Origin of the sequence: Lapillicoccus jejuensis (assembly GCF_006715055.1) — a bacterium.
GTDB classification, from domain to species: Bacteria; Actinomycetota; Actinomycetes; order Actinomycetales; family Dermatophilaceae; genus Lapillicoccus; species Lapillicoccus jejuensis.
The window spans coordinates 3,532,517-3,558,594 of record NZ_VFMN01000001.1 but is presented as its reverse complement, the minus strand read 5'-3'; the positions used below and the strand labels follow the sequence as shown (position 1 = coordinate 3,558,594).

Here is a 26,078-nt window from a genome sequence, read left to right as displayed (position 1 = left end):
TCAGCCCCGGTCGCCGGTCAGCCGCATCCGCTCGCGGGCCCGCTCGCCGCGGCGGGCGATGGGTACCATGCCGGCGATGGAGGCCAGACCGAGCGGCTTCGGGCCGACGTACGCCGACTCGTGGCCGCCGGCGGGGACGGCGTACGTCTCGTGCCAGATCGTCACGGCCCTCGGCGCCTTCGCCGCGTAGCCGTAGAACGCGCTCCACGCCGGTCGGTGGCGCCGGTCGCCGGCGGAGGCGTAGCGGTGCAGGTCCTCGGCGCTGCGCCACCACGTCATCACCGTCGGCCCCCCGGTGTCGAGGACGGTGCGCCCGCCGAGGTACCCCAGCTCGTCGGCGTTCCGCGCGAGCTCGGCGAGCATCGGGCCCATGGCGCCGCCGACCCGCGCGACGACGTCGAGCCGCCAGGGCTGGTGGATCCGCAGGCCGACGAGGAAGAGGACGACGTCGCCCTCGTAGGCGTGGGTGACGCGCGGTGCGGGGTTCGCCATGACGGGCTCCTGATTGGATAGTGTGACTATCTGCTGAGGTCCATGTTGGATATCAGCACTATCCGATGTCAAGGGGTGAGCGTGCGCGTCTCCGAGCTGGCCGCCGCGGCCGACGTGCCGCTCGCGACCGTGAAGTTCTACCTGCGCGAGGGTCTGCTCATGCCGGGCACGGCCACGAGCCGGACGCGCGCCAACTACGACGAGCAGCACCTCGAGCGGCTCCGGCTCGTGCGGGCGCTCGTCGAGACCGGTGGGCTCGGTCTGCGCGAGGTCCGCTCGGTGCTCGCGGCGCTCGACGACCCGCCGACCTCCCCGCACGAGCTCCTCGGCGTCGCCCACGCCGCGCTCCCGCCCCCGGTCGCCGCGAGCGACCCGCCGCCGGACACCGCCGAGGTCGAGCGGTTCCTGGAGGGGGTCGGTTGGGGCGACTGCCTCCCGCCCTCGCTGCTGGCCTCGCTCGCCCAGGCCGTCGCCGCCGTCCGCGCGGCCGGGCTCGCGCTCACCCCCGACGAGCTGACGGGGTACGCCGATGCGGCGTACCGCGCCGCCGTCACCGACGTCGCGGTCGCGCGGCGCGCGGACTCCCCCGCGCAGGCCCTGCACACGGTCATCGTCGGGACCGTCCTCGTCGACGAGGTGCTCGCGACGCTGCGCCGGATCGCGCAGCAGGTGGTGAGCACGCAGGCCCTGGCCCGTACGACGCCCCCGGACACCACTTCCGCGGACACCGCCGTCCGGGAACCCGTTTCCCGAGTGGTCGCCTCTCAGGAGTAGTCGGCCCAGACGCGGCGCTCGACCCCGTCGACCGTCATCAGCCCGCCGTACGGGAGGACCCACTGCGGGCTGGTGTGCCCGAAGGGCACGTCGACGACGACCACCGCGTCCGGTGCGTACCGCCCCACGACGTCGAGGACCGCGTCGCGCTGCGCGGCCCGGTGGGCGGCCCGCTCGTCCGGCCCGCGCAGCTGCTCGAAGCTCTGCGCCGGCGGTCGCGCGACGACGACCCCCGCCACCCGCTCCAGCAGCCCGCGCTCGCCGAGCACCCGCACCATCCGCCGGACGGTGTCGGCGGGCGGCAGCTCCTCGCTCGTCTCGAGCAGCAGCACGGAGCCGTCGAGGACGCCCGCGTCGTCCGGGAAGCGGCCGGCAGCGAGGACCCACTGGAGCACCTCGAGGCAGCCGCCCCAGGTCGGTCCGGTGACGGCGCGGGCCGGGCCGGCCCACGTCCACGGCTCGGTCGGCTCGCGCTCGCCGGACTCGGTGAGCGCGCGCGGGTCCTCCCAGCGCAGCCCGAGGTCGGCCGACTCCCCCGGGTCGGTGACCTCGAGCCGCTCGCCGGTCAGCAGCGCCGCGCGCAGCGACGCCGCGTGCACCGGGTCGACGCCCGGTCCGGGGCCGAGGTGCACCTGCGTCGAGCCGCCGTGGAAGGCCGCGACGCCGTGGGTCCACAACCAGGACAGCAGGTTGGTGTTGTCGCTGTAGCCGAGGAACGGCTTGGGGTCGGCGCGGACGACGTCCGGGTCGAGGTGCGGGACCACCGTCAGCTGGTCCTCCCCGCCGATCGTCGCGAGCACCGCCCGGATGCTCGGGTCACCGAACGCGGCCATGAGGTCGGCGGCCCGGTCGCGCGGGTCGGCGTCGAGCCGGCGGGTCGTGGGGTACTCGACCGGGACGAGCCCGGTGACCTCGGTGAGCCGGCGCATCGCCTGCTCGTGGATCTCCGGCGCGACGGCGGGCGCCGCGAACGACGGGGAGAGGACCGCGACCCGGTCGCCCGGGCGCGCCTTGGGCGGGTGGACGAGCGGCCGGACAGGGACGCCCGTCACCCGAGGACCGACCGGTAGACCTCCATCGTCCGGTCGCCGATCGAGGCCCACGAGAAGTGCTCGACCGCGCGCTGCCGCCCGGCCAGGCCGAAACGCTTCGCCCGCTCCCCGTCGGAGACCGCGTCGACCAGCGCCGCACCGAGGTCGGCGACGAAGCGGTCCGGATCGACCGGGGTGCCGCTGCCGTCGGTCACCTGCTCGATCGGCACGAGCCAGCCGGTCTCGCCGTCGACGACGACCTCGGGGATGCCGCCGGTGGCGGTGGCGACGACGGCGAGCTCGCACGCCATCGCCTCCAGGTTGACGATCCCGAGCGGCTCGTAGACCGATGGGCAGGCGAAGACGGTGGCGGCGCTGAGGATCGCGACGACCTCGTTCCGGGGAAGCATCTGCTGGATCCACACCACGCCGTCGCGCTGCGCCCGCAGGTCGGCCACCAGCTGCTCGACCTCGGCGAGGATCTCCGGGGTGTCCGGAGCGCCGGCGCACAGCACGAGCTGCACCCCCTCGGGCAGGGCGGCCGCGGCGCGCAGCAGGTAGGGCAGGCCCTTCTGCCGGGTGATCCGCCCGACGAAGACGACCGACGGCCTGTCGGGGTCGATGCCGTGCTGCCGCACGACGTCCTCGTCGCGCGCCGGCTGCCACAGCTGGCTGTCGATCCCGTTGTGCACCACGTGGACCCGCGCCGGGTCGAGCGAGGGGTAGCTGGCGAGGATGTCCGCGCGCATCCCGGCGGAGACGGCGACGACGGCCGCCGCGGCCTCGTACGCCGTCCGCTCCGCGAAGGAGGAGACGCGGTAGCCGCCACCGAGCTGCTCGGCCTTCCACGGCCGCATCGGCTCGAGCGAGTGCGCGGTGACGACGTGCGGCATCCCGCCGAGCAGCGAGCCGAGGTGGCCCGCGAAGTTGGCGTACCAGGTGTGCGAGTGCACGAGGTCGGCGCCGACGCAGTCCTGCGCCATCGCGACGTCGACCCCGAGGGTCTGCAGGGCGGCGTTCGCCGAGGCGAGCTCCGCGAGGTCGCCGTACGCCGTCGTGCCGGTCTCGTCGCGCGGGGCGCCGAAGCACCGCACCTGCACGTCCACGTCGCCGCGGTCGCGCAGGGCGCGGACCAGCTCGGCCACGTGCACCCCCGCGCCGCCGTAGACCGCCGGGGGGTACTCCTTGCTGAGGATGTCGACGCGCACGGGGAGGACGATAGACCCGCGCTCACCCGCGCCCCTAGGGTGAGGCCATGGCGCGACGGACGCAGAACGCGAAGGTGCTGGCGATCGTCCTGGCCGGGGGCGAGGGGAAGCGGCTGATGCCCCTCACGGCCGACCGGGCGAAACCGGCGGTGCCCTTCGGCGGGATCTACCGGCTCATCGACTTCGCGCTGTCGAACGTCGTCAACAGCGGGTACCTCAAGGTCGTCGTGCTGACCCAGTACAAGTCGCACAGCCTCGACCGCCACATCTCCTCGACGTGGCGCATGTCGACCCTGCTCGGCAACTACGTCGCGTCGGTGCCGGCCCAGCAGCGCGTGGGCAAGTCGTGGTACCTCGGCAGCGCGGACGCGATCTTCCAGAGCCTCAACCTCGTCGCCGACGACAAGCCCGACTACATCGTCGTCGTGGGCGCCGACCACGTGTACCGCATGGACTTCTCGCAGATGGTCGACCAGCACATCGCCACCGGCGCGGGCGTCACCGTCGCGGCGATCCGGCAGCCGATCTCGCTGGCCGACCAGTTCGGGGTCATCGAGGTCGACGACGAGGACCGCCGCAAGATCGGGGCCTTCCGCGAGAAGCCGACCGACGCCAAGGGTCTGCCCGACGCGCCCGACCAGGTGCTCGCCTCGATGGGCAACTACGTCTTCGACGCCGACGTGCTCGTCGACGCCGTCACCCGCGACCACGACCTCGAGGGCAGCAAGCACGACATGGGCGGCGACATCGTCCCGTCCTTCGTCGACCAGGGCGGCGCCTACGTCTACGACTTCGGCGACAACGAGGTCCCGGGGGTGACCGACCGCGAGCGCGGCTACTGGCGCGACGTCGGGACGATGGACTCGTACTTCGACGCCACCATGGACCTCATCAACATCCAGCCGATCTTCAACCTCTACAACGAGGAGTGGCCGATCTACACGTCGACCGGCTCGCTGCCGCCGGCGAAGTTCGTCCACGGTCACGGCGACCGGGTCGGGGAGGCGCTCAACTCGATGGTCTCCCCCGGTGTCGTCGTCTCCGGCGCGCAGGTCAACGGCTCGGTCATCGCGCCCCGGGTGCGCATCCACTCCTTCGCGACGGTCGTCGACAGCGTCCTGCTCGACGGCGTCGACGTCGGCCGGTACTCCACGATCCGCCGCGCCATCATCGACAAGAACGTCGTCGTCCCCGAGCACTGCAAGATCGGGATCGACCACGACCACGACCGCGCACGCGGGTTCTACGTCAGCGACAACGGGATCGTCGTCGTCGGCAAGGGGCAGCACGTCCCGCTCTAGTCCTGTGCGGTCGGCGGGTGTGTCGAGCGCCACGGCGGTCGTCGCCGTCGAGGGCGCGGCGGGCGCCGCCCGGCGTGCCACGCTGGTGGGGTGAGCACGCAGCCCGCCTTCCCCCCCGGCGCCGCGTCCGCGGCCCCCGCGGGAGGGTCGAGCGCGCCGTACCCACCGCACGACGCGGCCGGGACGAACGCCCTCACCCTGGCCGCCTACGAGGCCCGCGCCGAGGTCTACGCCGCGCAGACCGAGAACGCGGGCAGCATCGCCCACCGCACCTTCCTGCGGAGGCTCGCCCGGGTCGCCCCGCCCGGGCTCGTCCTCGAGGTCGGCAGCGCGCAGGGCCGCGACGCGGCGTACCTCGAGCGGCACGGGCGCCGCGTGCGCCGTACGGACGCCACGCGGGCCTTCGTCGACATGCTGCGCCGGCAGGGCCGCGAGGCGCACCGGCTCGACGTCCTCACCGACGACCTCGGCGCCGGCACCCACGGCCCGTACGCCGCCGTGCTCGCCAACGCCGTCCTGCTGCACCTGACCCCGGCCCAGCTGGCGCTCGTGGTCACCAAGATCCACGCCGCGCTGGCGCCCGGCGGCGTCCTCGCCTTCACGGTCAAGGTCGGCGACGGCCAGGAGTGGAGCGAGCACAAGCTCGGTCTGCCGCGCTTCTACCAGTACTGGCGCGAGGCGCCGCTCGTCGCCCTGCTCGAGGAGGCCGGGTTCGCCCGCGTCGACGTCGAGGTCGACATGGGCCGCGACCAGGGCTACCAGTGGGACTGGCTCTACGTGCTCGCCTGGCGCGACTGACCGCGCCGACGTCGGTGCCGGGTGCCAGGATGGCGAGGTGCCGAACCTCTCCGCCCCCGCCCGCATCGCCGTCCAGGTCCAGCCGCAGCACGCGCCGTACGACGCCATCCGCCGCGTCTGCGCCGGGCTCGAGGAGGCCGGCGTCGACCAGATCCTCAACTGGGACCACTTCTTCCCGCTGAGCGGTGACCCCGACGGGCTGCACTTCGAGTGCTGGACGATGCTCGCCGCCTGGGCCGAGGCCACCGAGAGGGTCGAGATCGGCGCCCTCGTCACCTGCAACAGCTACCGCAACCCGCAGCTGCTCGCCGACATGGCCCGCACGGTCGACCACATCAGCGCCCGTGACGGCGGCCAGGGCCGGCTCGTCCTCGGCATCGGGTCGGGCTGGGCGCAGCGCGACTACGACGAGTACGGCTACCCGTTCGGCACCGCCGGCAGCCGCCTGGACGACCTCGCCCGCGACCTGCCGGTCATGAAGGACCGCTGGGCGGCGATGAACCCGCGCCCGACCCGCGACATCCCGATCCTCATCGGCGGCGGCGGCGAGAAGAAGACGCTGCGCATCGTCGCCGAGCACGCGGACATCTGGCACACCTTCGGCGACGCCGAGACCCTCGCCCGCAAGGGTGCCGTCCTCGACGACTGGTGCGCGAAGGTCGGCCGCGACCCCGGCGCCATCACGTGGTCCGCCGGCGTGGCGCCGACCCCGGGCCGGATGCCCGAGCAGGTCGAGGACTACGCCGCCAGCGCGCAGACCCTGTACGACGCCGGCGTGCGCCTGTTCACGGTCGGCATCTCCGGCGAGGAGTACGGCGCCGCGGACTGGCGCGAGAGCCTGGCCAAGGTGCGCGACCTCGTGGCTTGGCGCGACGGCCTCACGGGCTGAGCCGACCCGTTCAGGTCGTCGAGGCCGAGCCCGACGCGGCGCCGAGCTTCTCGGTGACCTTGTCGACGGCGGCCTGGGTGGCGCCGTCGACCTCGTCGGGCAGGGCGCCGAGGAAGGTCAGCGCGGCGGTGACGTCGCCGACCTGGGTCGCGACGAAGGTGACCTCGAACCCCTCGAGCGCGCTGCCGGCGGCCGCGGTCACGCGGAACGCGGTGGCGTGCTCGCCCGCCTGGGGCGGGCTGACCTGGGCGATGGTGACGGCGGCGCTGCCGGACCCCGGCATCGAGATCGTCGCCTTGTCGCAGGCCCCGGCCGCGGCGTCGAGGCTGCGCAGCACCGCGGTCGCCCCGCTCGCACCGGGGAACGCGGAGAGCTGCTCGCTGACGAACGGACCGTCCTGGCCACCGGAGAAGCCGACCGTCGCGTCCGCGACCGAGCCGGGCGGCGCCGGCGTGTTGAGCAGGCTCACCAGGTCGCGGCAGGCCGCGGCGGACGCGCTGAAGGTCGGCTGCCCGCTGTCGCGGCCGGTGTCCTTCTCCACCGAGTAGCCGGTCGGCAGGTCGGAGAGCCCGAGCAGGGCGGACGTCAGCTCGGTGGCGGTGCGCGGGGCCGCGGCGACGGGCGCGGCGGTGGTGCTCGGCGCGGTCGTCGTGGGCGTCGCGGAAGGGGTCGCGGAGGGGGTCGCGGGCGAGGTCGCGGGGCTCGTGGCCTTCGCCGAGGAGGCGGAGGCGGCGGGGCCGCACGCACCGAGGGCGGGCAGCGCGAGCGCGCCGAGGGCGAGCAGCGGCAGGGCGGACCGGAGGGCAGGACGGTGCGTCGAGATCACGCCGGGAACCGTAGGGGTGCTCCCAGGCCCGACGGATCGTTCGTTCAGCCCTCCCCCAGTGTCTGGTTAGTCCGTTTCTCGCCAGGTGGCCTCGCCCGGTCGCCGTCCCGACCCCCGCTCTAGGGTGGCCGGGTGACCGAGGCCCGTACGCCGCCCCCGGCCCCCGACGCCCACGACGACGAGCCGACGCTGCTCGTCACCGTCTCCGGCGACGACCGGCCCGGCGTGACCAGTGCGCTCTTCGACGCCATCGCCGCCGTCGGCGCGGACGTGCGCGACCTCGAGCAGGTCGTCGTCCGCGAGCACCTCACGCTCGGCATGCTGCTCGCCGCGGGCGGGCGGACCGACGAGGTCGAGCGGGTCGTCCGCGGCGTCGGCGAGGGCCTGGGGATGAAGGTGCGGGTCCGTCGCGGGACCGGCGACTTCACCCGTCGTCGCCGCGGCCGCGCCGCCGTCACCGTGCTCGGCAACCCGCTCACCGCCGGGGCCGTCTCCGCGCTCACCGCGACGATCGCCGGTCACGGCGCCAACATCGACCGGATCCGGCGCCTCTCGCGCTACCCCGTGACGACGGTCGAGTTCGACATCTCCGGCGCCGAGGTGCCGCGCCTGCGCCGCGAGCTGGCCCTCGAGGCCGCCGCCCTGCGCGTCGACGTCGCCGTCTCCCCCGCCGGCCTCGCCCGCCGTGGACGCCGCCTCGTCGTCATGGACGTCGACTCGACCCTCATCCAGCAGGAGGTCATCGAGCTGCTCGCCGCCCACGCCGGCCGCGAGGCCGAGGTCGCGGCGGTCACCGAGCGCGCGATGCGCGGGGAGCTCGACTTCGCCGCGTCGCTGCGCGAGCGGGTCGCGGCCCTGGAGGGGCTCGAGGTGGGCGTGCTGGACGCCGTACGGCGCTCCGTCGTCCTCACCCCGGGGGCACGCACCCTCGTGCGGACCCTCAAACGGCTCGGCTTCACCGTCGCCGTCGTCTCCGGCGGGTTCATCGAGGTCGTCGGGCCGATCGCCGAGGAGCTGGGGATCGACCACGCCGAGGCCAACCGGCTCGAGGTCGTGGACGGCCGGCTCACCGGACGGGTCACCGGCGACGTCGTCGACCGGGCCGGGAAGGCCCGCGCGCTGGAGCGGTTCGCCGCGCAGGCCGGGCTGCCACTCGCGCGCACCGTCGCCGTCGGTGACGGGGCCAACGACCTCGACATGCTCGCCACCGCCGGCCTCGGGATCGCCTTCAACGCCAAGCCGGTCGTGCGCGAGCAGGCCGACACGTCCGTGACCGTGCCCTACCTCGACACGGTGCTCTACCTGCTCGGGATCACCCGCGACGAGATCGAGGAGGCCGACGACCTCGACGGCACCCCGACGCCGGCCCCGGTCGCGCCGGTCAGCGGGGGCTGACCGGCCCGCCGAGGACGCCCGCGTCGCGCAGGGCGGTGACCCTCGCGGCGTCGTACCCCAGCTCGCGCAGCAGGTCGTCGTCGTCGGCGCCGAGGGCGGGCGCGGGACGCCGCTCGCCCGCCGGGGTGCGCGAGAAGCGGATCGGCTGGCCGATCGAGCGGTACGTCCCACCCGCCCCGTCGGGGCGCTCGGCGAGCAGGCCGCCCTCGACGACGTACGGGTCGTGCGCGGCGTCGTCCACCTCGAGCACCGGCGCGAAGGGGACCGAGTGATCGGCGCACAGCGCCGCCCACTGCTCGGTGGTGCGGCTCGGCGCGAGCTCCGCGAGCAGGGCGTAGAGGTCGCCGAGGTGGCGGGCCAGCGCGGAGGGGTCGGCGAAGCGCGGGTCGGCGGCGAGGTCGTCGCGGCCGACGGCGCGGAAGAGCGAGGCGATGTCCCGGGGCGTGTAGGGCAGCAGGCACACCCAGCCGTCGGCGGTGCGGACCGCCTCGTGCCGCGGCGCCATCGAGCGCGGGAAGCCGGTCGGACCGACCGCGGGCACCGCCGTCTCCCCTGCGAGGTGCTCGACGAGGTTGAAGGCGAGCAGGGTGTCGGTCATCGGGACCTCGACCACCTGGCCGCGACCGGTGGCCCGCTGGTGCACGACGGCGGCGAGGACCGAGTAGGCGATCGTCAACGCGCACACCTTGTCGGCGAGGATCGACGGCACGTACGACGGCGTGCCGGTCGCCCGCCGCACGAGGTCGACCATCCCCGAGGAGGCCTGGACGATCTCGTCGTACGCCGCGCGGTCGGCCAGCGGCGAGTCGCTGCGGAAGCCCTGGGCCCGGCAGAGCACCAGCCGCGGGAAGCGCTCGGCGACGGTGTCCGGGTCGAGACCGAGCCGCGCCAGCGCGGCCGGGCGCATGTTGGTGACGAGGACGTCGGCGGTGGCGAGCAGGTCGTCGAACACGCCCCGGCCCTGCTCCGTCTTGAGGTCGAGCGCGAGCGAGCGCTTGTTGCGGTTGACGTGCATGGCCAGCGCACTCATCCCGGGGCGGACCTGCGGGCTGGTGCGCCGGGTCATGTCCCCGGTCGGCGGCTCGACCTTGACGACGTCGGCGCCGAGGTCGCCGAGGATCTGGCAGGCGTAGGGGCCCATGACGACCGAGGCGAGGTCGAGCACGCGCAGCCCGGCGAGCGGACCGTCAGGGAGGTCGTCGGTGGACGGGACTGCGGGGGCGGGGGACGACGTCATGTCCCGGGCAACGACCGGGAGCCGTAGACCCTTCCGCATATGGGGCTACGTTTACCCATATGCGGAAGCACCACCGGACGGTCGACCGCGTCGCGGCTCTCCTCGACGCGGTGGCCGGGGACGGCTCCGGCCTCTCGCTCACGGAGCTGGCCGGCCGGCTCGACGCCCCGGTCTCCTCGGTCCAGAAGCTCGTCGACGGCCTCGTCGCCACGGGCTACCTCGACGAGCGCGACCGGCGGTACGTCCTCGGCCCCGCGCCCTGGGTGCTGGCCACGCGGGCGGGCAGCGCGCCGGTGCCCGCCATCCCGCACGAGGCCCTGCAGCACCTCTCGGCCGCCACCGGGCTGCCCGTGCTCCTGGCCGCCCGGGTCGGTGACACCGCTGTGTACGTCGACTGGGCCGGCACCGACGAGGCCTTCGACGTCGCCCTGTCGGCGCGGGTGCGCACCTCCCTGGCGGCGACGGCGGCCGGCCGGGTCCTGCTCGCCTGGCGGCCGGCCGACGAGCGACGGCGGGTCGCCCTCGGGGCGGGCGGCGACCCGGCCGCCTCCGCCCGGCTCACCGGGGCCCTGGAGCGGATCCGGCGCGACGGCCACGAGCACGGGGACAGCGGACCGCTGCTGCCCGGCGCGGTCGCCGTCGCCGTCCCGCTGCGCCGCGGCGCGGAGGTCACCGGCGCCCTCGCGGTGGCGGCCCGCACGGTTCGGCGGCGGCGGCTGCCGGCCTCAGTGGTCGACACGCTGGAGCACGTCGCGCGGACGTGGTCGACGTGACCGACGGGGCGCCCCCTAGGGTTGCCGGATGGCGAGGTCGACGTCCGGCAAGGCGAAGTCGCGCAAGCGGCGCACCCTCTACGTCATCGGCGGGGCGGAGGACAAGGTCGGCAGCTCCGTCGTCCTCAAGCGCTTCCTGTCGCTGGCCGGCGGAAGGAAGGCCCGTGTGGTCGTCGTCCCGACGGCCTCGTCGTTCGTCGACGAGGTCGTCGAGACCTACACGCGGGTCTTCACCCGCCTGCACGCGAGCGTCGAGGTGTCGGTCGTCCACGTCGAGTCGCGCCAGGAGGCCGCGGACCCCGCGCTGGTCGAGCGGATGGCCTCGGCGACGGGGATCTTCTTCTCCGGCGGCAGCCAGCTCAAGCTGAGCCAGTACTACCCCGGCACCCCCGTCGGTGACGCCGTGCACGCGGCGTACCAGCGGGGGGTCGTCGTCGGCGGTACCTCGGCCGGGGCCTCGATCATGAGCCGGTTCATGATCTCCATGGGCGACGAGGGCATCACGCCCCGCCAGCGGATGAGCCAGCTGACGGCCGGGCTCGGGCTGCTCGACGACGTCGTGCTCGACCAGCACTTCGACCAGCGCGGCCGCTACGGGCGGCTGCTGTCGATCGTCGCGAACTCGCCGCAGCTGCTCGGCGTGGGCATCGACGAGAACACCGCCGCCGAGATCCGCGACGAGCAGGAGCTGCGCGTCCACGGCGCCGGCGGCGTCTTCGTCGTCGACGCCCGCCAGGCCGTCACCGACGCGCCGGACGCGCGTCGCCGAGCCCCCCTGCTGGTCTCCGGGGCGGTCGTGCACAGCCTGCCCGCGGGCGCTACGTTCGACCTGCGCGACGCCCGGCTGACCGACTTCGTCGAGCGGCACCCCGACGTCGACGTGCGCGGGGCGTCCGCGCGCGAGCGTCAGGCCGAGCCCACCCCGCCGGCACCGAGCACCACCGAGCACTCCCCGCACGACGAGCAGCAGCCCGAGCAGCAGCACGAGAGTTCCTGACCCGCGGTGGGCCCCCGCCCACCGCGACACCCCCCTTCGGCCCGACAGGAGGTCCCCGTGGCCGCCCAGCGCCCCACCCCGACCGGCCCCGCCGCCCCGGACCTGCGCGTCGTCGAGTCGCGCGTCTACCGCGGGCCGAACCTGTGGTCCTACGACCGGGCGATCCACCTCGTGGTCGACCTCGGCGTCCTCGAGGGCTACCCCAGCGACACGCTGCCCGGGTTCACCGACGGGCTGCTCGAGGCGCTGCCCGGTCTGCGCCGGCACGGGTGCTCGCGCGGGCACGCCGGCGGGTTCGTCGAGCGGCTCGAGGAGGGGACGTGGCTCGGCCACGTCGCCGAGCACATCGCCCTGCAGCTGCAGAGCGAGGCCGGCCACGACCAGCGGCGCGGCAAGACCCGCGCGGTCCGCGGTCGGCCGGGGCACTACAACGTCATCTACGGCTACACCGACGAGACCGTGGGGCTGGCGGCCGGACGGCTCGCCGTACGGCTGGTGAACCACCTCGTGCAGCCGCAGGACGACTTCGTCTTCGGCGAGGCGCTCGACGACTTCCTGCGCCTGGCGCAGCGCACCGCCTTCGGGCCGTCGACGGCGGCGATCATCGAGGAGGCGGCCAGCCGCGACATCCCGTGGATCCGGCTCAACAGCGCCTCGCTCGTGCAGCTGGGGCAGGGCGTGCACCAGCAGCGCATCCGGGCGACGATGACGTCCCAGACCTCCTCGCTGGCCGTCGACATCGCCAGCGACAAGGACCTCACCGGCACGCTGCTGGCCAGCGCCGGCCTGCCGGTCCCGCGCCAGGAGACCGTGCGCACGATGGCCGGGGCGGTCGAGGCGGCACGCAAGATCGGCTTCCCCGTCGTCGTCAAGCCGCTCGACGGCAACCACGGGCGCGGGGTCTGCCTCGACCTGCAGTCGGTCGAGGACGTCGAGCGGGCGTACGACGTCGCCAAGGCCGAGTCCCGGCGCGGCACCCTCATCGTCGAGTCGTTCGTCACCGGCCGCGACTACCGCTGCCTCATCGTCGGCGGGCACATGGTCGCCATCGCCGAGCGCGTCCCGGCGCACGTCGTCGGCGACGGGGAGCACACGGTCGCCGAGCTGGTCGAGCAGACCAACGCCGACCCCCGCCGCGGGGTCGGTCACGAGAAGGTGCTGACGAAGATCAAGGTCGACGCCGCCGCCGAGGAGGTGCTCGCCGACCAGGGCCACTCGCTCACCTCGGTGCCCGCCGCCGGCGAGATGGTCAAGCTGGCGCTCACCGGCAACATGTCGACCGGCGGCATCTCCATCGACCGCACCTTCGACGCCCACCCGGACAACGTCGAGATCGCCGAGGAGGCCGCGCGGGTCGTCGGGCTCGACGTCGCCGGGATCGACTTCATCGCGCCCGACATCGCCTCGCCGGTGCGCGAGACCGGCGGCGCGATCTGCGAGGTCAACGCGGCGCCGGGTTTCCGGATGCACACGCACCCGACGGTCGGCGTGCCGCAGTTCGTCGCCAAGCCGGTCGTCGACCTGCTCTTCCCGCCGGGCGCGCCGTCGCGCGTGCCGATCGTCGCCGTCACCGGCACCAACGGCAAGACGACGACGTCGCGGATGATCGCGCACATCTTCAAGGGCCTCGGCCGCAAGGTCGGGATGACCTCGACCGACGGCGTCGTCATCGACGAGCGGCTCGTCATCAAGGCCGACGCGTCCGGACCGAAGTCGGCGCGGATGGTCCTGCAGAACCCGCGGGTCGACTTCGCGGTCATGGAGGTCGCCCGCGGCGGCATCATCCGCGAGGGGCTCGGCTACGACCGCAACGACGTCGCCGTCGTGACCAACGTCGCCGCCGACCACCTCGGCCTGCGCGGCGTCGACACCCTCGAGCAGCTCGCCGAGGTCAAGGCGGTCATCGTCGAGGCCGTCCCGCGCCACGGCTTCGCCGTCCTCAACGCCGACGACCCGCTCGTGCGCGAGATGCGCCGACGCTGCCGCGGCGACGTCGTCTGGTTCTCGCTCGAGGCTCCGGGCAGCGAGCCGCGCGAGTTCATCGAGAAGGCGTGCCGGCGCGGCGGCCGCGCCGTCGTCCTCGAGCCGACCGATCGTGGCGAGATGATCGTCATCCGCCACGGCCGGCGCTCGATGCAGCTGGCGTGGACGCACCTGCTGCCCAGCACCTTCGGCGGGACGGCGCGCTTCAACGTCGCCAACGCCCTCGCGGCCACCGGTGCCGCGTTCGCGGCCGGCGCGCCGCTGCACGACATCCGGCAGGGCCTGCGGACCTTCACGACGAACTACTACCTGTCGCCGGGGCGGATGAACCAGGTCCAGGTCGGCGGGGTCGAGGTCTTCATCGACTACTGCCACAACGCCGCCGGCATGCGCGCGCTCGGCGGCTTCGTCGACGCCTACGCCGAGCAGCAGCAGGGCCGCACCGAGCAGCGGATGTCGCGGATCGGGATGATCGGTGCCGCCGGCGACCGCCGCGACGACGACCTGCGCGAGCTCGGCGAGGTCGCGGCGCAGCACTTCGACGTCGTCGTCGTCCGCGAGGACGAGCGGCTGCGCGGCCGCCCCGCGGGCGAGAGCGCGACGCTCATCGCCGAGGGCGTCCGGTCGGCGATGGCTTCCGGGGCCCGGTGCCGCCAGGTCGAGGTCGTCCTCGACGAGCTGACCGCCGTCGCGCACGTCATGGCCCGCGCCAACGCCGGCGACCTCGTCATGCTCTGCGTCGACCAGCACGCGACGGTCCTCGGCGAGCTGGAGACCCGGACGTCGTGGGCGCAGGCCGGCTCGCACGCCGGCGACCTCGTCGGCGACCCCGACCTCGACCCGACCGAGCTGTCGCAGACCGCGACCGCCGAGGGCACCGAGGCCGAGGAGGAGGCCATCGGCAGCTCCGCGTCCGCGGAGGACGGGGCCGAGGCTCCCAGCGCGGACGGGGCGGACGCGGTCCAGGTCGTCGACGAGCCGCTGCCCAGCGACGACAAGAAGGCCCGCAGGGCCGCGGAGCCCGACCGCGCGCCCGGGGTCGTGTGAGGCGGGGGTGAGCGACGCGGCGCCGTACGACGTCGCGGCGGTCGCCGCCCTCGACGACGAGGTCGTCGACGAGCGGTCCAAGGCGATACCGCCGTCGCTGTGGGGGCTGACGGTCGCGCAGGTGCGCGAGCGACGACCGCGGCTCGCCGAGCTGTCGACGCCGGTGCTCACCCTCGACCGGGGTGCGCTGACCGCGAACCGGGACGCGGTCGCCGCCTGGTGCGCCGAGCGCGGGCTGGGGCTGGCGCCGCACGGCAAGACGACGATGGCGCCGCGGCTGTGGGCCGAGCAGCTCGACGCGGGCGCCTGGGGGATCACCGTCGCCACGGGCGCCCAGCTGGCCGTGGCGCGCCGGTTCGGGGTACGGCGCGTCCTCGTCGCCAACGAGCTGCTCTCCCCCGGCACGCTGCGCTGGCTGGCCGACGACCTCGCGGCGCACCCGGACGTCGAGGTCGTCGTCTGGGTCGACTCTCTCGAGGCGGTCGCGCTGATGGAGGACGCCCTCGCAGGGGCCCGTGGCCCGACGGTGCTCGTCGAGCTCGGGCGGGCCGGTGCGCGCACCGGGGCGCGGGACCTCGAGACGGCGGTCGCCGTCGCGCGGGCGCTGGTCGCGAGCCCGGTGCTGCGCCTCGGCGGCGTCGGCGGGTACGAGGGCGTCGTCGCGTCGGGGGCGGGCGCCGACGACCTCGCCGCGGTGCGCGCTTACGTCGAGGACCTGCGGGCCCTGCACGAGCGCCTCGACGCCGAGCAGGCGTACGACGCCCTGCGGGCCGGCGGCCGCCGGCCGCTCGTCACCTGCGGCGGCAGCGCCTACCCCGACGTCGTCGCCGAGGTCCTCGCCCCGCTCGCCCCGTCCGGTGCGGACGTGGTCCTGCGCAGCGGCGCGTCGCTCGTCCACGACGACGGCCACTACGAGGGGCTGTCGCCGTTCGGCGGGGACGCGCGCGGAGAGGGTCCCCGGCTGCGGGCGGCGATGCACGCGTGGGCGCGGGTGCTGTCCCAGCCCGAGCCGGGCCTCGCCCTCGCCGACGCGGGCAAGCGCGACGTGCCGTTCGACCTCGGCCTGCCGACGGTGCAACGGCGTCGCGCGCGACCCGACGAGCCGGTGGGCGATCAGGGCGTCGTACGGCTGGAAGGGGTGGCGGTGACCGCCCTGGCCGACCAGCACGCGTTCCTGCGCTGGGACGCCGGGACCCCCGCCCCGGTGCGCGTCGGCGACGTCGTCCGGCTCGGCCTGTCCCACCCGTGCACGGCCTTCGACCGCTGGTCGCTCATCCCGGTCGTCGACGACGCCGACGCCGCCGACCCCGTCGTCGTCGACCTCGTCCGCACGCTGTTCTGAGCGACCCGAATCGGATTCGGCCCACTCGGCTCGGGTCACGACCCGAGCCAGGCGCCTCGAATCCGATTCGGGTGAGTCCGAGCCGAGCGATCCGAATCGGATCCGGCCCACTCGGCTCGGGTCACGACCCGAGCCAGGCGCACCGAATCCGATTCGCGGGGGTCAGCCTTCGCGCAGGGCCTCGGCCTGGGCGCGGACGGCGGCCCGGTACGACGTCGCGTCCTCGTCGGCGGCGTGGTCGAGCAGGGCGTCGAGCAGGTCGGCGACGGCCTCGCGCTCCCGGCCGGCGTCGGCGAGGACGAGCCCGCGCAGCGCGGCCGCGGCGACGCTGCCCGGGTGGGTGGTCGACACCTCGTCGAGCAGGTCGAGGGCCTCGTCGAGGCGGCCGAGGGTGCGCACACCCGCGGCGGCGCGCAGCTGCGCACGGTGCCGGAAGGGCTCGCGCAGACCCCGGGCGACGGTCGCGACGTGCAGCTCGACCGCCTCCGAGTCCTCGCCCGCCTCGCTCAGCGCGCAGGCCAGCTCGTAGGCCAGCCGCAGGTCGCGCGGACGGTCGCCCACGAGCGCCCGGAACCGCGAGACCCGCTCGGCCGCGTCGTCCAGCGCCCACAGCTCGGCGATCTCGGCGTCGAGCTCGTGCCCGCCGCGGGCCTCGACGACCTTGCGGCGGATCGTCCGCGGGTCGTCGGACGAGCCGCCGAGCTCGACCAGCCGGGCCGCGCACCGGGGGCGCTCGTCGTGCGCCATGTAGGCGACGACGTCGCCGGGACGGGCGGCGTCGAGCAGGGCCTCGAGCCCGCCCAGCTCGGTCTCGTACGTCTCGACGTCGACCGTGCCGACCCGGGCCAGACCGGCGCGCAGGTGGCCGTCGATGTCCTCGATGGTGCGCCCGCGCAGGTACTTCGGCTTGTGCGCGATGACGACCCGGTCGGCCGACTTGCCGGCGATCTCGCCGAGCCCCTCGATGGCCTCGTCCGGCCGGTCCCCCGTCGCGCCGATCCCGACGTGGACCCGCGCCCCCGGCGTCTTGAGCCCGTGGGCCACCTCGAGCAGCGCCTCGAGGCCGGCCTCGTTGTGGGCCATGTCGAGGATGACCGTGGCGGTCCCCCGCTCGGCGGCGGCCGCGTCGTCCGCCCCGACCGGCACGGAGTACGTGTTGAGCCGGCCCTCGTTGAGCACCGGGTCGGGCGCGAAGGACTTCAGCCCCTCGACGACGGCGGAGCGCGGCATCCCCAGCCCGAGCGCCGCCGCGGCGCCGGCCAGGGCGTTGGCGATGTTGAACCGCGACAGCCCCGACAGCGTGACGGGCACGTCGACGACCCGGGCCAGCCGGTCGGGGTCCTTGCCCCGCGAGAGGACGACGATCTCGCCGTCGAGCAGGGTCACCCCGCGGCCCCCGGCGTCGAGCGACTCGCGCAGCGCCGGCGAGTCCGGGTCGAGGCTGAACGCCCACGGCCGGGCCCGGATCCGGTGCCGCATGGCCCACACGCGCGGGTCGTCGCCGTTGAGCACGACCCACCCGTCGGGCTTGGTCACCGTCGTGACGATGGCCTTGACCTCGGCGAGCTGGTCGAGCGTGTCGATGCCCTGCAGACCCAGGTGGTCGGCGGTGACGTTGGTGACGACGCTGACGTCGTTGCTCGCGACGCCCATGCCACGCAGCAGCATCCCGCCGCGCGCGGTCTCCAGGACCCCGATCTCCAGGCCCGGGGTGGCGAGCACGGCCCGCGCGCCGCTCGGTCCGGAGTAGTCGCCCGCCTCGATCGTCTCGCCCATGACGACGACGCCGGAGGTCGAGCTCCACGCGGTGACGAACCCCGCGGTCATGCTGATGTGGGCGACGAGCCGCGTCGTCGTCGTCTTGCCGTTGGTGCCGGTGATCGACACGACCGGCACCTGGGGGACGACGACCTGGCTGGCGGGCCCGGGGTCGGTCTCGCGGACCCGCTCCGCGGCCGCCTCGAGGACGTCCTCGACGTCGGCGGCGTCCACGGGGTCCTGCGCGTGCACCTCGAGCAGCCCCTCGAGCACCGGCCCGAGCTCCTCGCCGGTCGCCCGGCCCCACTCGCGGTGCCGCCACGGGATGGCCACGACGACCTCGTCGACGCCTCGCCCGGTCCGCGTCCGTACGGCGATCCGCTGCACCCCGACCAGCGTGGCCAGCCGCCGCGTCACGTGCGCGGCGAAGCGCATGACGAAGCGCTGGCGCTGCGCCGTCCCCGGCTTGCCCGGGCTCGACGCGCCGAGCCCGACGAGCCGGGCCAGCTCCGTGGCCGCCTTGCGGTCGAGCGCGAGGTACCCCGGCAGCCGGAGGCTGACCTTGACGGCCGGCCGGGTGAAGTAGAGGTTCGGCCCGTCGAGCACCCGGACCTCGGCGACGGTGACGCCGCCGGCCCGCTCGCTCTCCGGGGTCTGCGGGGTCTGCGGGGTCGTGCTCACTGGCCCATCGCGTGCACGCCGCCGTCGACGTGGACGATCTCGCCCGTCGTCGCCGGGAACCAGTCGCTGAGCAGCGCGACGCAGGCGCGGGCGGCCGGCACCGGGTCGGTGAGGTCCCAGCCCAGGGGGGCGCGGTCGCCCCACACCTTCTCGAACTGGTCGAAGCCGGGGATCGACTTGGCCGCCGTCGTGCGGATCGGGCCGGCCGAGACGAGGTTGGAGCGGATGCCCTTGGCGCCGAGGTCGCGGGCCAGGTAGCGGTTGGTCGCCTCGAAGGCGGCCTTGGCCACGCCCATCCAGTCGTAGACCGGCCAGGCGAACTTCGCGTCGAAGGTCAGGCCGACGACGCTGCCGCCGGGGGACATCATCGGCAGCGCCGCGGCCGCGAGGCCCTTGAGCGAGTAGGCCGAGATCTGCACCGCGGTGGACACGTCGTCCCAGGTGCCCTCCATGAAGTTGAACGCGCCCGGCGGGGCGAACCCGATGGAGTGCACGACGCCGTCGAGGCCGTCGACGTGCTCGCGCAGCCGGTCGGTGAGGCTGTCGAGGTGCGCCTGGTCGCTGACGTCGAGCTCGACGACCGGCGGGGTCGTCGGCAGCCGCTTGGCGATCGTCGAGGTGATCTTCATCGTCCGCCCGAAGGAGGTCAGCACGACCTGCGCGCCCTCCTCCTGGGCGATCTTCGCGATGTGGAAGGCGATCGAGGTGTCCATGAGGACACCGGTCACGAGCAGGCGCTTGCCCTCGAGGATTCCCATGGTGCTGCCCTTCTGGCGGGGTGGGGTGGGACGGGTGCGGGGGGTGGAGGTGGGGTCGTCGTACGGGCTGGTCGTGTCTCAGTGGCCCATGCCGAGACCGCCGTCGACCGGCACGACGGCGCCGGTGACGTAGCCCGCGGCGGGGCTCGCGAGGAAGCGGACCACCCCGGCGACCTCCTCGACCTGCGCGAAACGGCGCATCGGGATGGTCGCGACGTACCCGTCGCGCACGTCCTGCGACAGCGCGGCCGTCATGTCGGTCTCGATGAAGCCGGGGGCCACGACGTTGGCCGTGATGCCGCGGCCGCCGAGCTCGCGGGCGACCGAGCGGGCCAGGCCGACGAGGCCGGCCTTGCTGGCCGAGTAGTTGGCCTGCCCGGGCGCCCCGGTCAGCCCGGAGACGCTGCTGATGAAGATCAGCCGGCCCTTGCGGGCGCGGATCATGCCCTTGGTGGCGCGGCGGGCGCAGCGGAAGGCGCCGGCGAGGTTGGCCTGCAGGACGGCGTCGAAGTCGTCGTCGCTCATCCGCATGAGCAGGCCGTCGCGGGTGATGCCGGCGTTGGCGACGAGCACCTCGACCGGGCCGCCGAGCAGCTGCTCGGCCTCGTCGAACGCGGCGTCGACCGAGGCCGTGTCGGTCACCTCGCAGCGCACGCCCTGCAGGCCCTCCGGGGGCTCGCCCGAGCGGTAGGTGACGACGACGTCGTCACCGGCGTCCGCGAACGCGCGGGCGATGGCCAGGCCGATGCCGCGGTTGCCGCCCGTGACGAGGACCCGCTGCGGGGTCGGGCTGCTCGCGGTGTCGGACATGGCGGGCTCGCTCTCGGTCGGGTCGGGTGGATCGGGGGGTTTGGGTGGGGTCGGCGGGGTGCGCGGCCCGTGGTCCGGACGGCGACGAACCTAGCCGACTACCCCGCGGTACGACGACTCGCGGCGTGACCGGGGCCACGCCTGCGGCCTGCCGTCCCACGGGGGCGGGTGTCGGACCCCCGACGTAGGCTGGCAGGGTGACCAGCAGCCCGACACCCACCCCCGGGACGCACGGGTCGCAGGGGTCCCACGGGTCCCCGCACGTGCTCCACGGGGCCCCTCACCAGCCCGTCCAGTCGGTGACCGACGTGCCGTCCTCCCCCGGTGCGGACCGCGCCGACCGGGCCCGGCGCTACCTCACCGCCATGGGTCTGCGCGGCCTGTGCTTCGTCGGCGCCATCCTCACCTCCGGGTGGCTGCGCTGGACCTTCGTCGCCGGGGCCGTCGTCCTGCCCTACATCGCGGTGGTCCTCGCCAACGCGGTCGGCCCCGGCAAGAACGCCACCGGCCGGACGACCGTCGACCCGCGCAGAACGCAGCCGCAGGCCCTGACCGGCACGGTGGTCGAGGATCCCCTGCCGGGCGAGCAGGTGCGCGACGCCGAGCACCGGTGACGCCCGAGCTGCTCTGCAGCGCCAAGGGGTGCCGGCAGCACGCGACCACCGGCCTGCGGTGGAACAACCCGCGGCTGCACGACGCCGACCGCCGCAAGGTCTGGCTCGCGTGCGACGAGCACGTCGGCTCGCTGTCGGACTTCCTGTCGATGCGCGGTTTCCTGCGCGACGCCGTCCCCGTCGGCGAGCTCGAGCCCGCCGACGGGTGACGTCGGCCTGACCTGACGTCGGCCTGACGACCGGGTCTCAGCCGCCGATCGACGACATCGGCCGGTCGGGCTGGACGAAGTCCGGCTCGCCGATGCCGTGACCCCGTGCCTTGCGCCACATCTCCCCGCGGATCAGCCCGGCGAGCTCCTCGTCGCTCGCGCCGTCGCGCAGCGGTCCGCGCAGGTCGGTCTCGCGGTGGCTGAAGAGGCAGTTGCGCACCTGGCCGTCGGCGGTGAGCCGGGTCCGGTCGCACGAGCCGCAGAACGGCTCGGAGACGCTGGCGATGATCCCGACCGTCGCGGGACCGCCGTCGACGAGGAACCGCTCGGCCGGGGCGCTGCCGCGCTCGCGGTCCGGCAGCGGCGTGAGGGTGTAGCGCTCGGACAGCCGCTCCCGCAGCTCCTGCGCGGAGATCATCTCGGTCCGGTCCCAGCCGTGCTGGGCGTCGAGCGGCATCTGCTCGATGAACCGCAGCTCGTAGCCGCGGTCGAGGCACCAGCCGAGGACGTCGGCGACGACGTGGTCGTTGACCCCGCGCATCGCGACGGCGTTGACCTTGACGGGCGTCAGGCCCGCCTCGGCCGCGGCGGCCAGACCCTTCTCGACGTCGTCGAGGCGGTCGCGGCGGGTGAGCCGCCGGAACACCTCCGGGTCGATGGTGTCGAGGCTGACGTTGACCCGGTCCAGCCCGGCCTCGGCCAGCGGCTGCGCGAGCCGGGCCAGCCCGATGCCGTTGGTCGTCATCGCGACCTGGGGCCGCGGCGTCAGGGCGGTGATCCCGGCGACGACGTCGACGATGGTGCGCCGCAGCAGCGGCTCGCCGCCGGTCAGCCGCACCTGGCGCACCCCGAGGCCGACGAAGACCCCGACGAGGCGCAGCAGCTCCTCGTCGGTGAGCATCTCGTCCTTGGGCATCCACGGCAGGCCCTCGGCGGGCATGCAGTAGGTGCAGCGCAGGTTGCACCGGTCCGTGACCGACACCCGCAGGTCCCGTGCCACCCGCCCGAAGGTGTCGACCAGCTGTGTCATACCCCCCAACCTACGGCACGTGGCCGCACGGCCCGGGGCGATCGCGCCCCACGGGGTCGCGTACCGTCGAAGGGTGGTCCGCACGCTGGTCTCCCCGCGCTGGCTGCTCGGCCTGCTCGTGGCCGTGCTGTTCGCGGTGGCCTGCGTGTTCCTCGGCCGCTGGCAGTGGGGCAAGTACGAGGACAAGCAGACCCGCGCGACGACCGTGCACACCCACTACGCGGCGACGCCGGTGCCGCTCGCCGCGGTGGCCGGGCGGCTGCCGCCCACCGCGACCACGGAGTGGACCCGGGTCACCGCCACGGGCTCGTACGACGTCGCCCCGGTGCTCTACGTGCGCAACCGCGCCCTCAGCGACAACCCCGGCTTCGAGCTGCTGTCGGCGTTCACCACGAGCGTCGACGGCAGGCCGCTGCGCCTGCTCGTCGACCGCGGCTGGGTGGCCAGCGGCGACACCGCCGCCGACCTGCCGACCGCTCCACCGCCGCCGACCGGCACGGTGACCGTGCAGGGCTGGCTGCGCCGGACCGAGCCGTCGCTCGGCAAGGACCTGCCCCGCGACCAGCTGGCGAGCATCGCGCTGCCCGACGCGCAGCGCTCGCTCGGCGGGGCCGACCTCGCGCCGACGTACCTGCAGCTGGAGAGCGAGCGGACGCCCGCCGGGGCGACGCCGCCGCGGCCCACCCCGCTGGAGGCCCCGGACACCGACCTCGGCCCGAACCAGGCCTACGCCTTCCAGTGGTGGCTCTTCTCCGTGTTCGGCTTCGTGTTCTACGGCTACCGGATCCGGCTGTGGCGCCAGGAGCGCGACGCCCTCGCGGCGGAGGGCGCGCCCGTGAAGGTCGCCACCGGCGAGCGCGAGCTGGTTCCCGCCGCCGCGCCGCGCAAGCCCAGGAAGGTGCGGATCTGGGACGAGGAGGACGGCTAGCGCGCCGGCTCGCGGGCGATCTCGTCGGCCCGGGCCGCCACGAGGTCGCGCACGACGTCGTCGGGCAGCGGCGCCTGGGCGGAGAAGCGCACCGTGCCGGTGGAGCGCGACCAGCCGGTCAGCCGGTCGGCCACCGCCGAGATGGCCTCGGGGCTGAACGGGAAGAGGCTGAGGTGCCCCTTGGCGGCCAGCACGCCCACGAGCGGGCGCCCGTCGAGCTTGAGGACGGGGATGCCGTAGCTGCGGCCCTCGACCGCCGTCGGCGCGACCTCGCGGGCCAGGTCGACGACGTGCCGCAGGGCTGACGCGTCGGCCTCCTCGAGCCCCGCGACGTAGGCCTCCACCTCGTCCATACGGGCACGCTAGACGCGTCAGGTCACGGAGCGGTCACGATCCCCTGGGGGTCGGCGAACTGGGTCTCGTGGAGGTCCGCGTAGAGCCCGCCGCGGGCCAGGAGCTCGGCGTGCGTGCCGCGCTCGACGATCCGCCCGCCGTCGACGACGAGGATCTGGTCGGCGCCGCGGACGGTGGAGAGGCGGTGGGCGATGACGAGCGCCGTCCGGCCGTCGAGGGCGGCGTCGAGCGCGCGCTGGACGGCCGCCTCGGACTCCGAGTCCAGGTGGGCGGTCGCCTCGTCGAGGACGACGACGCGCGGTCCGCGCAGCAGCAGGCGGGCGATGGCCAGGCGCTGCTTCTCGCCGCCCGAGAGGCGGTGGCCGCGGTCGCCGACGACGGTGTCCAGGCCCTCGGGCAGGGCGTCGACGAGCGCGAGCACGTGCGCCGAACGCAGGGCGTCGCGCATCTGCGCCTCGGTGGCGTCGGGGCGGACGTAGGCGAGGTTGGCGCGGATGGTGTCGTGGAAGAGGTGCGCCTCCTGGGTGACGACCCCCACGGCCTCGCGCAGGTCGGTCGAGGGGACCTCGCGCAGGTCGACCCCGCCGAGCCGGACGGCACCGCCGGTCGGGTCGTAGAGCCGCGCGACGAGCGAGGTGATCGTCGTCTTGCCCGCGCCGCTCGGGCCCACGAGGGCGACGAGCTCGCCCGGCCGGGCGGTGAACGAGACGCCCCGCAGGACGGTGGAGCCCGCCGCCCGGTCACCGGTGCCGATCGCCTCGAGCGAGGCGAGCGAGACCTCGTCCGCCCCGGGGTAGCGGAAGGACACGTCGTCCAGCTCGACACCGAGCGCGCCCGCCGGCAGCGGCCGCGGGTGCTCGGGCTCCTTGACCAGCGGCGGGAGGTCGAGCACCTCGAAGACCCGGGAGAACGAGACGAGGGCCGTCATGATGTCGACCCGCACGTTCGACAGCGCGGTGAGCGGCGCGTAGAGCCGGGCCAGCAGGGCCGCGAGCGCGAGCAGCGTCCCGACGGTGAGCCCGCCGGAGACGGCCATCACGCCGCCGAACCCGTAGACCATCGCGGTGGCCAGCGACGCCACGAGCGAGAGGCCGACGAGGAAGAAGGTCCGGTTGATGGCGATGGCGACGCCGGCGTCGCGGACGGCGGAGGCGCGCACGGCGTACTCCTCGTCCTCGCGGCGGGGGTTGCCGAAGAGCTTGACGAGCAGGGCGCCGGCGACGTTGAAGCGCTCGGTCATCCGGGTGCCCATGTCGGCGTTGAGGGTCATCTGCTGGTAGGACAAGTCGGCCAGCCGGTGCCCCATGAGCTTGGCCGGCACGAGGAAGAACGGGACGAGCAGCAGCGCGCCCAGGGTCAGCTGCCACGACAGGCTGAGCATGGCGCCGACGATGAGGACGAGGCTCACCGCGTTGCTCACCACCGACGACAGCACGGTGGTGAACGCGGCCTGCGCCCCGACGACGTCGGTGTTGAGCCGGCTGACCAGCGAGCCCGTCTGCGCGCGGGTGAAGAAGGCGATCGGCTGGCGCAGGACGTGCGCGAAGACCTCGGCCCGCAGGTCGTAGATGAGCCCCTCGCCGATCCGCGCTGAGTACCACCGCTGCCAGACCGTGAGGCCGGCGTCGACGAGCGCGAGCAGCCCCACGAGCAGCGAGAGCCGCACGACGACGCCGCTGTCCTTCGGGGTGACCCCGAGGTCGACGATGTCACGCAGCAGGAGCGGGGTCGCGACGAGGACGACGGCGTCGGCGACGACGAGGACGAGGAAGGCCAGCAGCGAGCGGGTGTACGGCGTCGCGTAGCCCAGCACCCGCCGCCCCGTCCCGGGCGGCAGCGCCTGCTTCTTCACCGAGGAGTCGGACGACAGCGAGCGCATCATCATCCAGCCGGCGTGCTGGCTCATCGGGTCCCCTGCTCGGACGGGGTGGGGTTCGGCGTCACCTGGTGCTCAGCGTCACGGCGCGGCACCGCTATTCCGACCCGGATCCCGGACCGGCACCCGGGCCGGACGGGCCGGCACCACGGGCCATCGCCCCGAGCAGCCGGGCGTTGGTGCGCCGCTCGAGCGCCTGCTGGTCCTCGGGCGCCGCGTCGACGGCGTGCCGCAGCAGCGGCTTGAGCTCGCGCAGCGCCGCCGCGGGGGCGGCCAGCAACGCGCCCACGACCTGCTCGACGGCGGCGTCGAGCCCGCCGGCGGGGGCGATGACGTTGGCCAGGCCGAGCGCGTGGGCCTCCTCGGCGCCGACGTACCGGCCCGTCGCGCAGATCTCCAGGGCGTGGGCGTAGCCGACGAGGTGCACGAGCGGCGACGTGCCGGCGAGGTCGGGGACCATGCCGAGGGCGGTCTCGCGCATCGCGAGCTGCACGTCGTCGGCGACGACCCGCAGGTCGGCGGCGAGGGCGAGCTGGAAGCCGCCGCCGATGGCGTGCCCCTGGACGGCGGCGACGACGACCGCGGGCAGCCGCGACCAGGCGGTGAAGCCGGCCTGGTACTGCTCGATCATCGCCTCGGCCGCCTCCTGCCCGGAGCCGGCGACGGCGAGCATGTCGTCCTCGCCCTCGAGCCCGCCGGGGGTCAGCAGCGCGCGGTGCAGGCCGGCGCAGAACGAGCGTCCCTCCCCGCGCAGCACGACGACGCGGACGTCGTCCGGGGTCTGCTCCGCGACCTGGGCCAGCGCGCGCCACAGGCTCGGGGTCATCGCGTTGCGCTCGGCGGGGTTGGCCAGCGTGACGGTCCGGACGACCCCGCCCGGTCCGCCGCGCTCGACGCGCAGCCAGGGGTGCGGGGACGCCGCCTCGGTGCTCACCTCGCGAGATTACAAGTCCGCGGCTGGACACCC

24 protein-coding genes are annotated in these 26,078 nt (G+C 74.7%); 12 read left to right on the top strand and 12 right to left on the bottom strand.

The window, feature by feature from the left end:
- Entirely contained in the window at positions 1 to 492 is a 492-nt protein-coding gene (locus FB458_RS16525) for a monooxygenase family protein (protein ID WP_141849471.1), read from the bottom strand.
- Between the two features lie 81 nt (positions 493 to 573).
- On the opposite strand from FB458_RS16525, the gene FB458_RS16520 reads away from it, so the two are divergent.
- Positions 574 to 1,266 carry a MerR family transcriptional regulator gene (locus tag FB458_RS16520; protein WP_170185711.1) on the top strand — a complete coding sequence of 231 codons (693 nt, stop codon included), beginning with the start codon at positions 574 to 576 and terminating at the stop codon, positions 1,264 to 1,266.
- On the opposite strand, the gene FB458_RS16515 is transcribed toward FB458_RS16520, so the two are convergent.
- On the bottom strand, positions 1,257 to 2,318 hold the full coding sequence (locus FB458_RS16515) for a S66 family peptidase (RefSeq protein ID WP_141849469.1): 1,062 nt from the start codon (positions 2,316 to 2,318) through the stop codon (positions 1,257 to 1,259). The genes FB458_RS16520 and FB458_RS16515 overlap by 10 nt on opposite strands.
- The gene (gene glgA, locus FB458_RS16510; protein WP_141849468.1) at positions 2,315 to 3,505 is read right to left on the bottom strand and encodes a glycogen synthase; all 1,191 of its coding nucleotides are present in this window, start codon (positions 3,503 to 3,505) and stop codon (positions 2,315 to 2,317) included. The genes FB458_RS16515 and glgA overlap by 4 nt, the downstream gene beginning before the upstream one ends.
- A gap of 47 nt (positions 3,506 to 3,552) precedes the next feature.
- Here glgA and glgC point away from each other — a divergent pair, with 47 nt between their 5' ends.
- The 3 genes from glgC to FB458_RS16495 all read left to right on the top strand — a co-directional run bounded on the left by glgC (position 3,553) and on the right by FB458_RS16495 (position 6,493).
- Entirely contained in the window at positions 3,553 to 4,806 is a 1,254-nt protein-coding gene (glgC, locus tag FB458_RS16505; RefSeq protein ID WP_141849467.1) for a glucose-1-phosphate adenylyltransferase, read from the top strand.
- A 90-nt stretch (positions 4,807 to 4,896) separates the two neighbouring features.
- Positions 4,897 to 5,604 carry a class I SAM-dependent methyltransferase gene (locus FB458_RS16500; RefSeq protein ID WP_141849466.1) on the top strand — a complete coding sequence of 236 codons (708 nt, stop codon included), beginning with the start codon at positions 4,897 to 4,899 and terminating at the stop codon, positions 5,602 to 5,604.
- A 37-nt stretch (positions 5,605 to 5,641) separates the two neighbouring features.
- Positions 5,642 to 6,493 carry an LLM class F420-dependent oxidoreductase gene (locus tag FB458_RS16495; protein ID WP_141849465.1) on the top strand — a complete coding sequence of 284 codons (852 nt, stop codon included), beginning with the start codon at positions 5,642 to 5,644 and terminating at the stop codon, positions 6,491 to 6,493.
- A gap of 10 nt (positions 6,494 to 6,503) precedes the next feature.
- Here the strand turns inward: FB458_RS16495 and FB458_RS16490 are convergent, their stop codons facing one another.
- On the bottom strand, positions 6,504 to 7,319 hold the full coding sequence (locus FB458_RS16490) for a sensor domain-containing protein (protein WP_170185710.1): 816 nt from the start codon (positions 7,317 to 7,319) through the stop codon (positions 6,504 to 6,506).
- A gap of 132 nt (positions 7,320 to 7,451) precedes the next feature.
- Here FB458_RS16490 and serB point away from each other — a divergent pair, with 132 nt between their 5' ends.
- A complete protein-coding gene (gene serB / locus FB458_RS16485; protein ID WP_141849463.1) occupies positions 7,452 to 8,714 on the top strand; it encodes a phosphoserine phosphatase SerB in 1,263 nt (420 codons plus the stop codon).
- On the opposite strand, the gene FB458_RS16480 is transcribed toward serB, so the two are convergent.
- Positions 8,701 to 9,951 carry a CaiB/BaiF CoA transferase family protein gene (locus tag FB458_RS16480; RefSeq protein WP_141849462.1) on the bottom strand — a complete coding sequence of 417 codons (1,251 nt, stop codon included), beginning with the start codon at positions 9,949 to 9,951 and terminating at the stop codon, positions 8,701 to 8,703. The genes serB and FB458_RS16480 overlap by 14 nt on opposite strands.
- Before the next feature lie 59 nt (positions 9,952 to 10,010).
- Here FB458_RS16480 and FB458_RS16475 point away from each other — a divergent pair, with 59 nt between their 5' ends.
- The 4 genes from FB458_RS16475 to FB458_RS16460 are packed head-to-tail and all read left to right on the top strand — an operon-like array spanning position 10,011 to position 16,093.
- Entirely contained in the window at positions 10,011 to 10,724 is a 714-nt protein-coding gene (locus tag FB458_RS16475) for an IclR family transcriptional regulator (RefSeq protein ID WP_141849461.1), read from the top strand.
- Between the two features lie 28 nt (positions 10,725 to 10,752).
- A complete protein-coding gene (locus tag FB458_RS16470) occupies positions 10,753 to 11,721 on the top strand; it encodes a cyanophycinase (protein ID WP_141849460.1) in 969 nt (322 codons plus the stop codon).
- A gap of 57 nt (positions 11,722 to 11,778) precedes the next feature.
- Complete coding sequence (gene cphA / locus FB458_RS16465) at positions 11,779 to 14,751, top strand: cyanophycin synthetase (protein WP_141849459.1); 2,973 nt, start codon at positions 11,779 to 11,781, stop codon at positions 14,749 to 14,751.
- 7 nt (positions 14,752 to 14,758) lie between these two features.
- Positions 14,759 to 16,093: a type III PLP-dependent enzyme domain-containing protein gene (locus FB458_RS16460; protein ID WP_141849458.1), complete on the top strand. Its 1,335-nt coding sequence runs from the start codon at positions 14,759 to 14,761 to the stop codon at positions 16,091 to 16,093.
- A 162-nt stretch (positions 16,094 to 16,255) separates the two neighbouring features.
- Here the strand turns inward: FB458_RS16460 and FB458_RS16455 are convergent, their stop codons facing one another.
- The 3 genes from FB458_RS16455 to fabG form a co-directional block, all read right to left on the bottom strand.
- Positions 16,256 to 18,532: a tetratricopeptide repeat protein gene (locus FB458_RS16455; protein ID WP_211356072.1), complete on the bottom strand. Its 2,277-nt coding sequence runs from the start codon at positions 18,530 to 18,532 to the stop codon at positions 16,256 to 16,258.
- Positions 18,529 to 19,290: an enoyl-ACP reductase FabI gene (fabI, locus tag FB458_RS16450; protein ID WP_141849457.1), complete on the bottom strand. Its 762-nt coding sequence runs from the start codon at positions 19,288 to 19,290 to the stop codon at positions 18,529 to 18,531. The genes FB458_RS16455 and fabI overlap by 4 nt, the downstream gene beginning before the upstream one ends.
- A 78-nt stretch (positions 19,291 to 19,368) precedes the next feature.
- Positions 19,369 to 20,100, bottom strand: coding sequence for a beta-ketoacyl-ACP reductase (gene fabG / locus FB458_RS16445; protein ID WP_141849456.1), 732 nt, complete (start codon positions 20,098 to 20,100; stop codon positions 19,369 to 19,371).
- Between the two features lie 299 nt (positions 20,101 to 20,399).
- On the opposite strand from fabG, the gene FB458_RS16440 reads away from it, so the two are divergent.
- Both FB458_RS16440 and FB458_RS16435 read left to right on the top strand, forming a co-directional pair.
- Positions 20,400 to 20,714, top strand: a complete 315-nt coding sequence (locus FB458_RS16440; RefSeq protein ID WP_141849455.1) for a DUF3099 domain-containing protein — start codon at positions 20,400 to 20,402, stop codon at positions 20,712 to 20,714.
- Positions 20,711 to 20,923 carry a hypothetical protein gene (locus FB458_RS16435; RefSeq protein WP_141849454.1) on the top strand — a complete coding sequence of 71 codons (213 nt, stop codon included), beginning with the start codon at positions 20,711 to 20,713 and terminating at the stop codon, positions 20,921 to 20,923. Before FB458_RS16440 ends, FB458_RS16435 begins: the two co-directional genes overlap by 4 nt.
- Before the next feature lie 37 nt (positions 20,924 to 20,960).
- Here the strand turns inward: FB458_RS16435 and moaA are convergent, their stop codons facing one another.
- Positions 20,961 to 21,953: a GTP 3',8-cyclase MoaA gene (gene moaA / locus FB458_RS16430; RefSeq protein ID WP_141849453.1), complete on the bottom strand. Its 993-nt coding sequence runs from the start codon at positions 21,951 to 21,953 to the stop codon at positions 20,961 to 20,963.
- Positions 21,954 to 22,026: 73 nt separating this feature from the next.
- Between moaA and FB458_RS16425 the strand changes: the two genes are divergently transcribed.
- Positions 22,027 to 22,881 (top strand): SURF1 family cytochrome oxidase biogenesis protein, encoded by an 855-nt coding sequence (locus FB458_RS16425; protein ID WP_170185709.1) that lies wholly within the window; start codon positions 22,027 to 22,029, stop codon positions 22,879 to 22,881.
- On the opposite strand, the gene FB458_RS16420 is transcribed toward FB458_RS16425, so the two are convergent.
- The 3 genes from FB458_RS16420 to FB458_RS16410 form a co-directional block, all read right to left on the bottom strand.
- A complete protein-coding gene (locus FB458_RS16420) occupies positions 22,878 to 23,234 on the bottom strand; it encodes an iron chaperone (RefSeq protein ID WP_141849451.1) in 357 nt (118 codons plus the stop codon). The two genes, FB458_RS16425 and FB458_RS16420, sit on opposite strands and share 4 nt — an antisense overlap.
- Positions 23,235 to 23,257: 23 nt before the next feature.
- The gene (locus FB458_RS16415; RefSeq protein WP_141849450.1) at positions 23,258 to 25,141 is read right to left on the bottom strand and encodes an ABC transporter ATP-binding protein; all 1,884 of its coding nucleotides are present in this window, start codon (positions 25,139 to 25,141) and stop codon (positions 23,258 to 23,260) included.
- A 67-nt stretch (positions 25,142 to 25,208) separates the two neighbouring features.
- Complete coding sequence (locus tag FB458_RS16410; protein ID WP_246061289.1) at positions 25,209 to 26,045, bottom strand: enoyl-CoA hydratase/isomerase family protein; 837 nt, start codon at positions 26,043 to 26,045, stop codon at positions 25,209 to 25,211.
- Positions 26,046 to 26,078: the final 33 nt, after the last annotated feature.

Bases quoted from the DNA above. Each gene is read 5' to 3' on its own strand.
- FB458_RS16525 (WP_141849471.1), bottom strand. From the start codon at position 492: ATGGCGAACCCCGCACCGCGCGTCACCCACGCCTACGAGGGCGACGTC.
- glgC (WP_141849467.1), top strand. From the start codon at position 3,553: ATGGCGCGACGGACGCAGAACGCGAAGGTGCTGGCGATCGTCCTGGCC.
- FB458_RS16480 (WP_141849462.1), bottom strand. From the start codon at position 9,951: ATGACGTCGTCCCCCGCCCCCGCAGTCCCGTCCACCGACGACCTCCCT.
- FB458_RS16475 (WP_141849461.1), top strand. From the start codon at position 10,011: ATGCGGAAGCACCACCGGACGGTCGACCGCGTCGCGGCTCTCCTCGAC.
- FB458_RS16470 (WP_141849460.1), top strand. From the start codon at position 10,753: ATGGCGAGGTCGACGTCCGGCAAGGCGAAGTCGCGCAAGCGGCGCACC.
- fabI (WP_141849457.1), bottom strand. From the start codon at position 19,290: ATGGGAATCCTCGAGGGCAAGCGCCTGCTCGTGACCGGTGTCCTCATG.
- fabG (WP_141849456.1), bottom strand. From the start codon at position 20,100: ATGTCCGACACCGCGAGCAGCCCGACCCCGCAGCGGGTCCTCGTCACG.
- moaA (WP_141849453.1), bottom strand. From the start codon at position 21,953: ATGACACAGCTGGTCGACACCTTCGGGCGGGTGGCACGGGACCTGCGG.
- FB458_RS16420 (WP_141849451.1), bottom strand. From the start codon at position 23,234: ATGGACGAGGTGGAGGCCTACGTCGCGGGGCTCGAGGAGGCCGACGCG.
- FB458_RS16415 (WP_141849450.1), bottom strand. From the start codon at position 25,141: ATGAGCCAGCACGCCGGCTGGATGATGATGCGCTCGCTGTCGTCCGAC.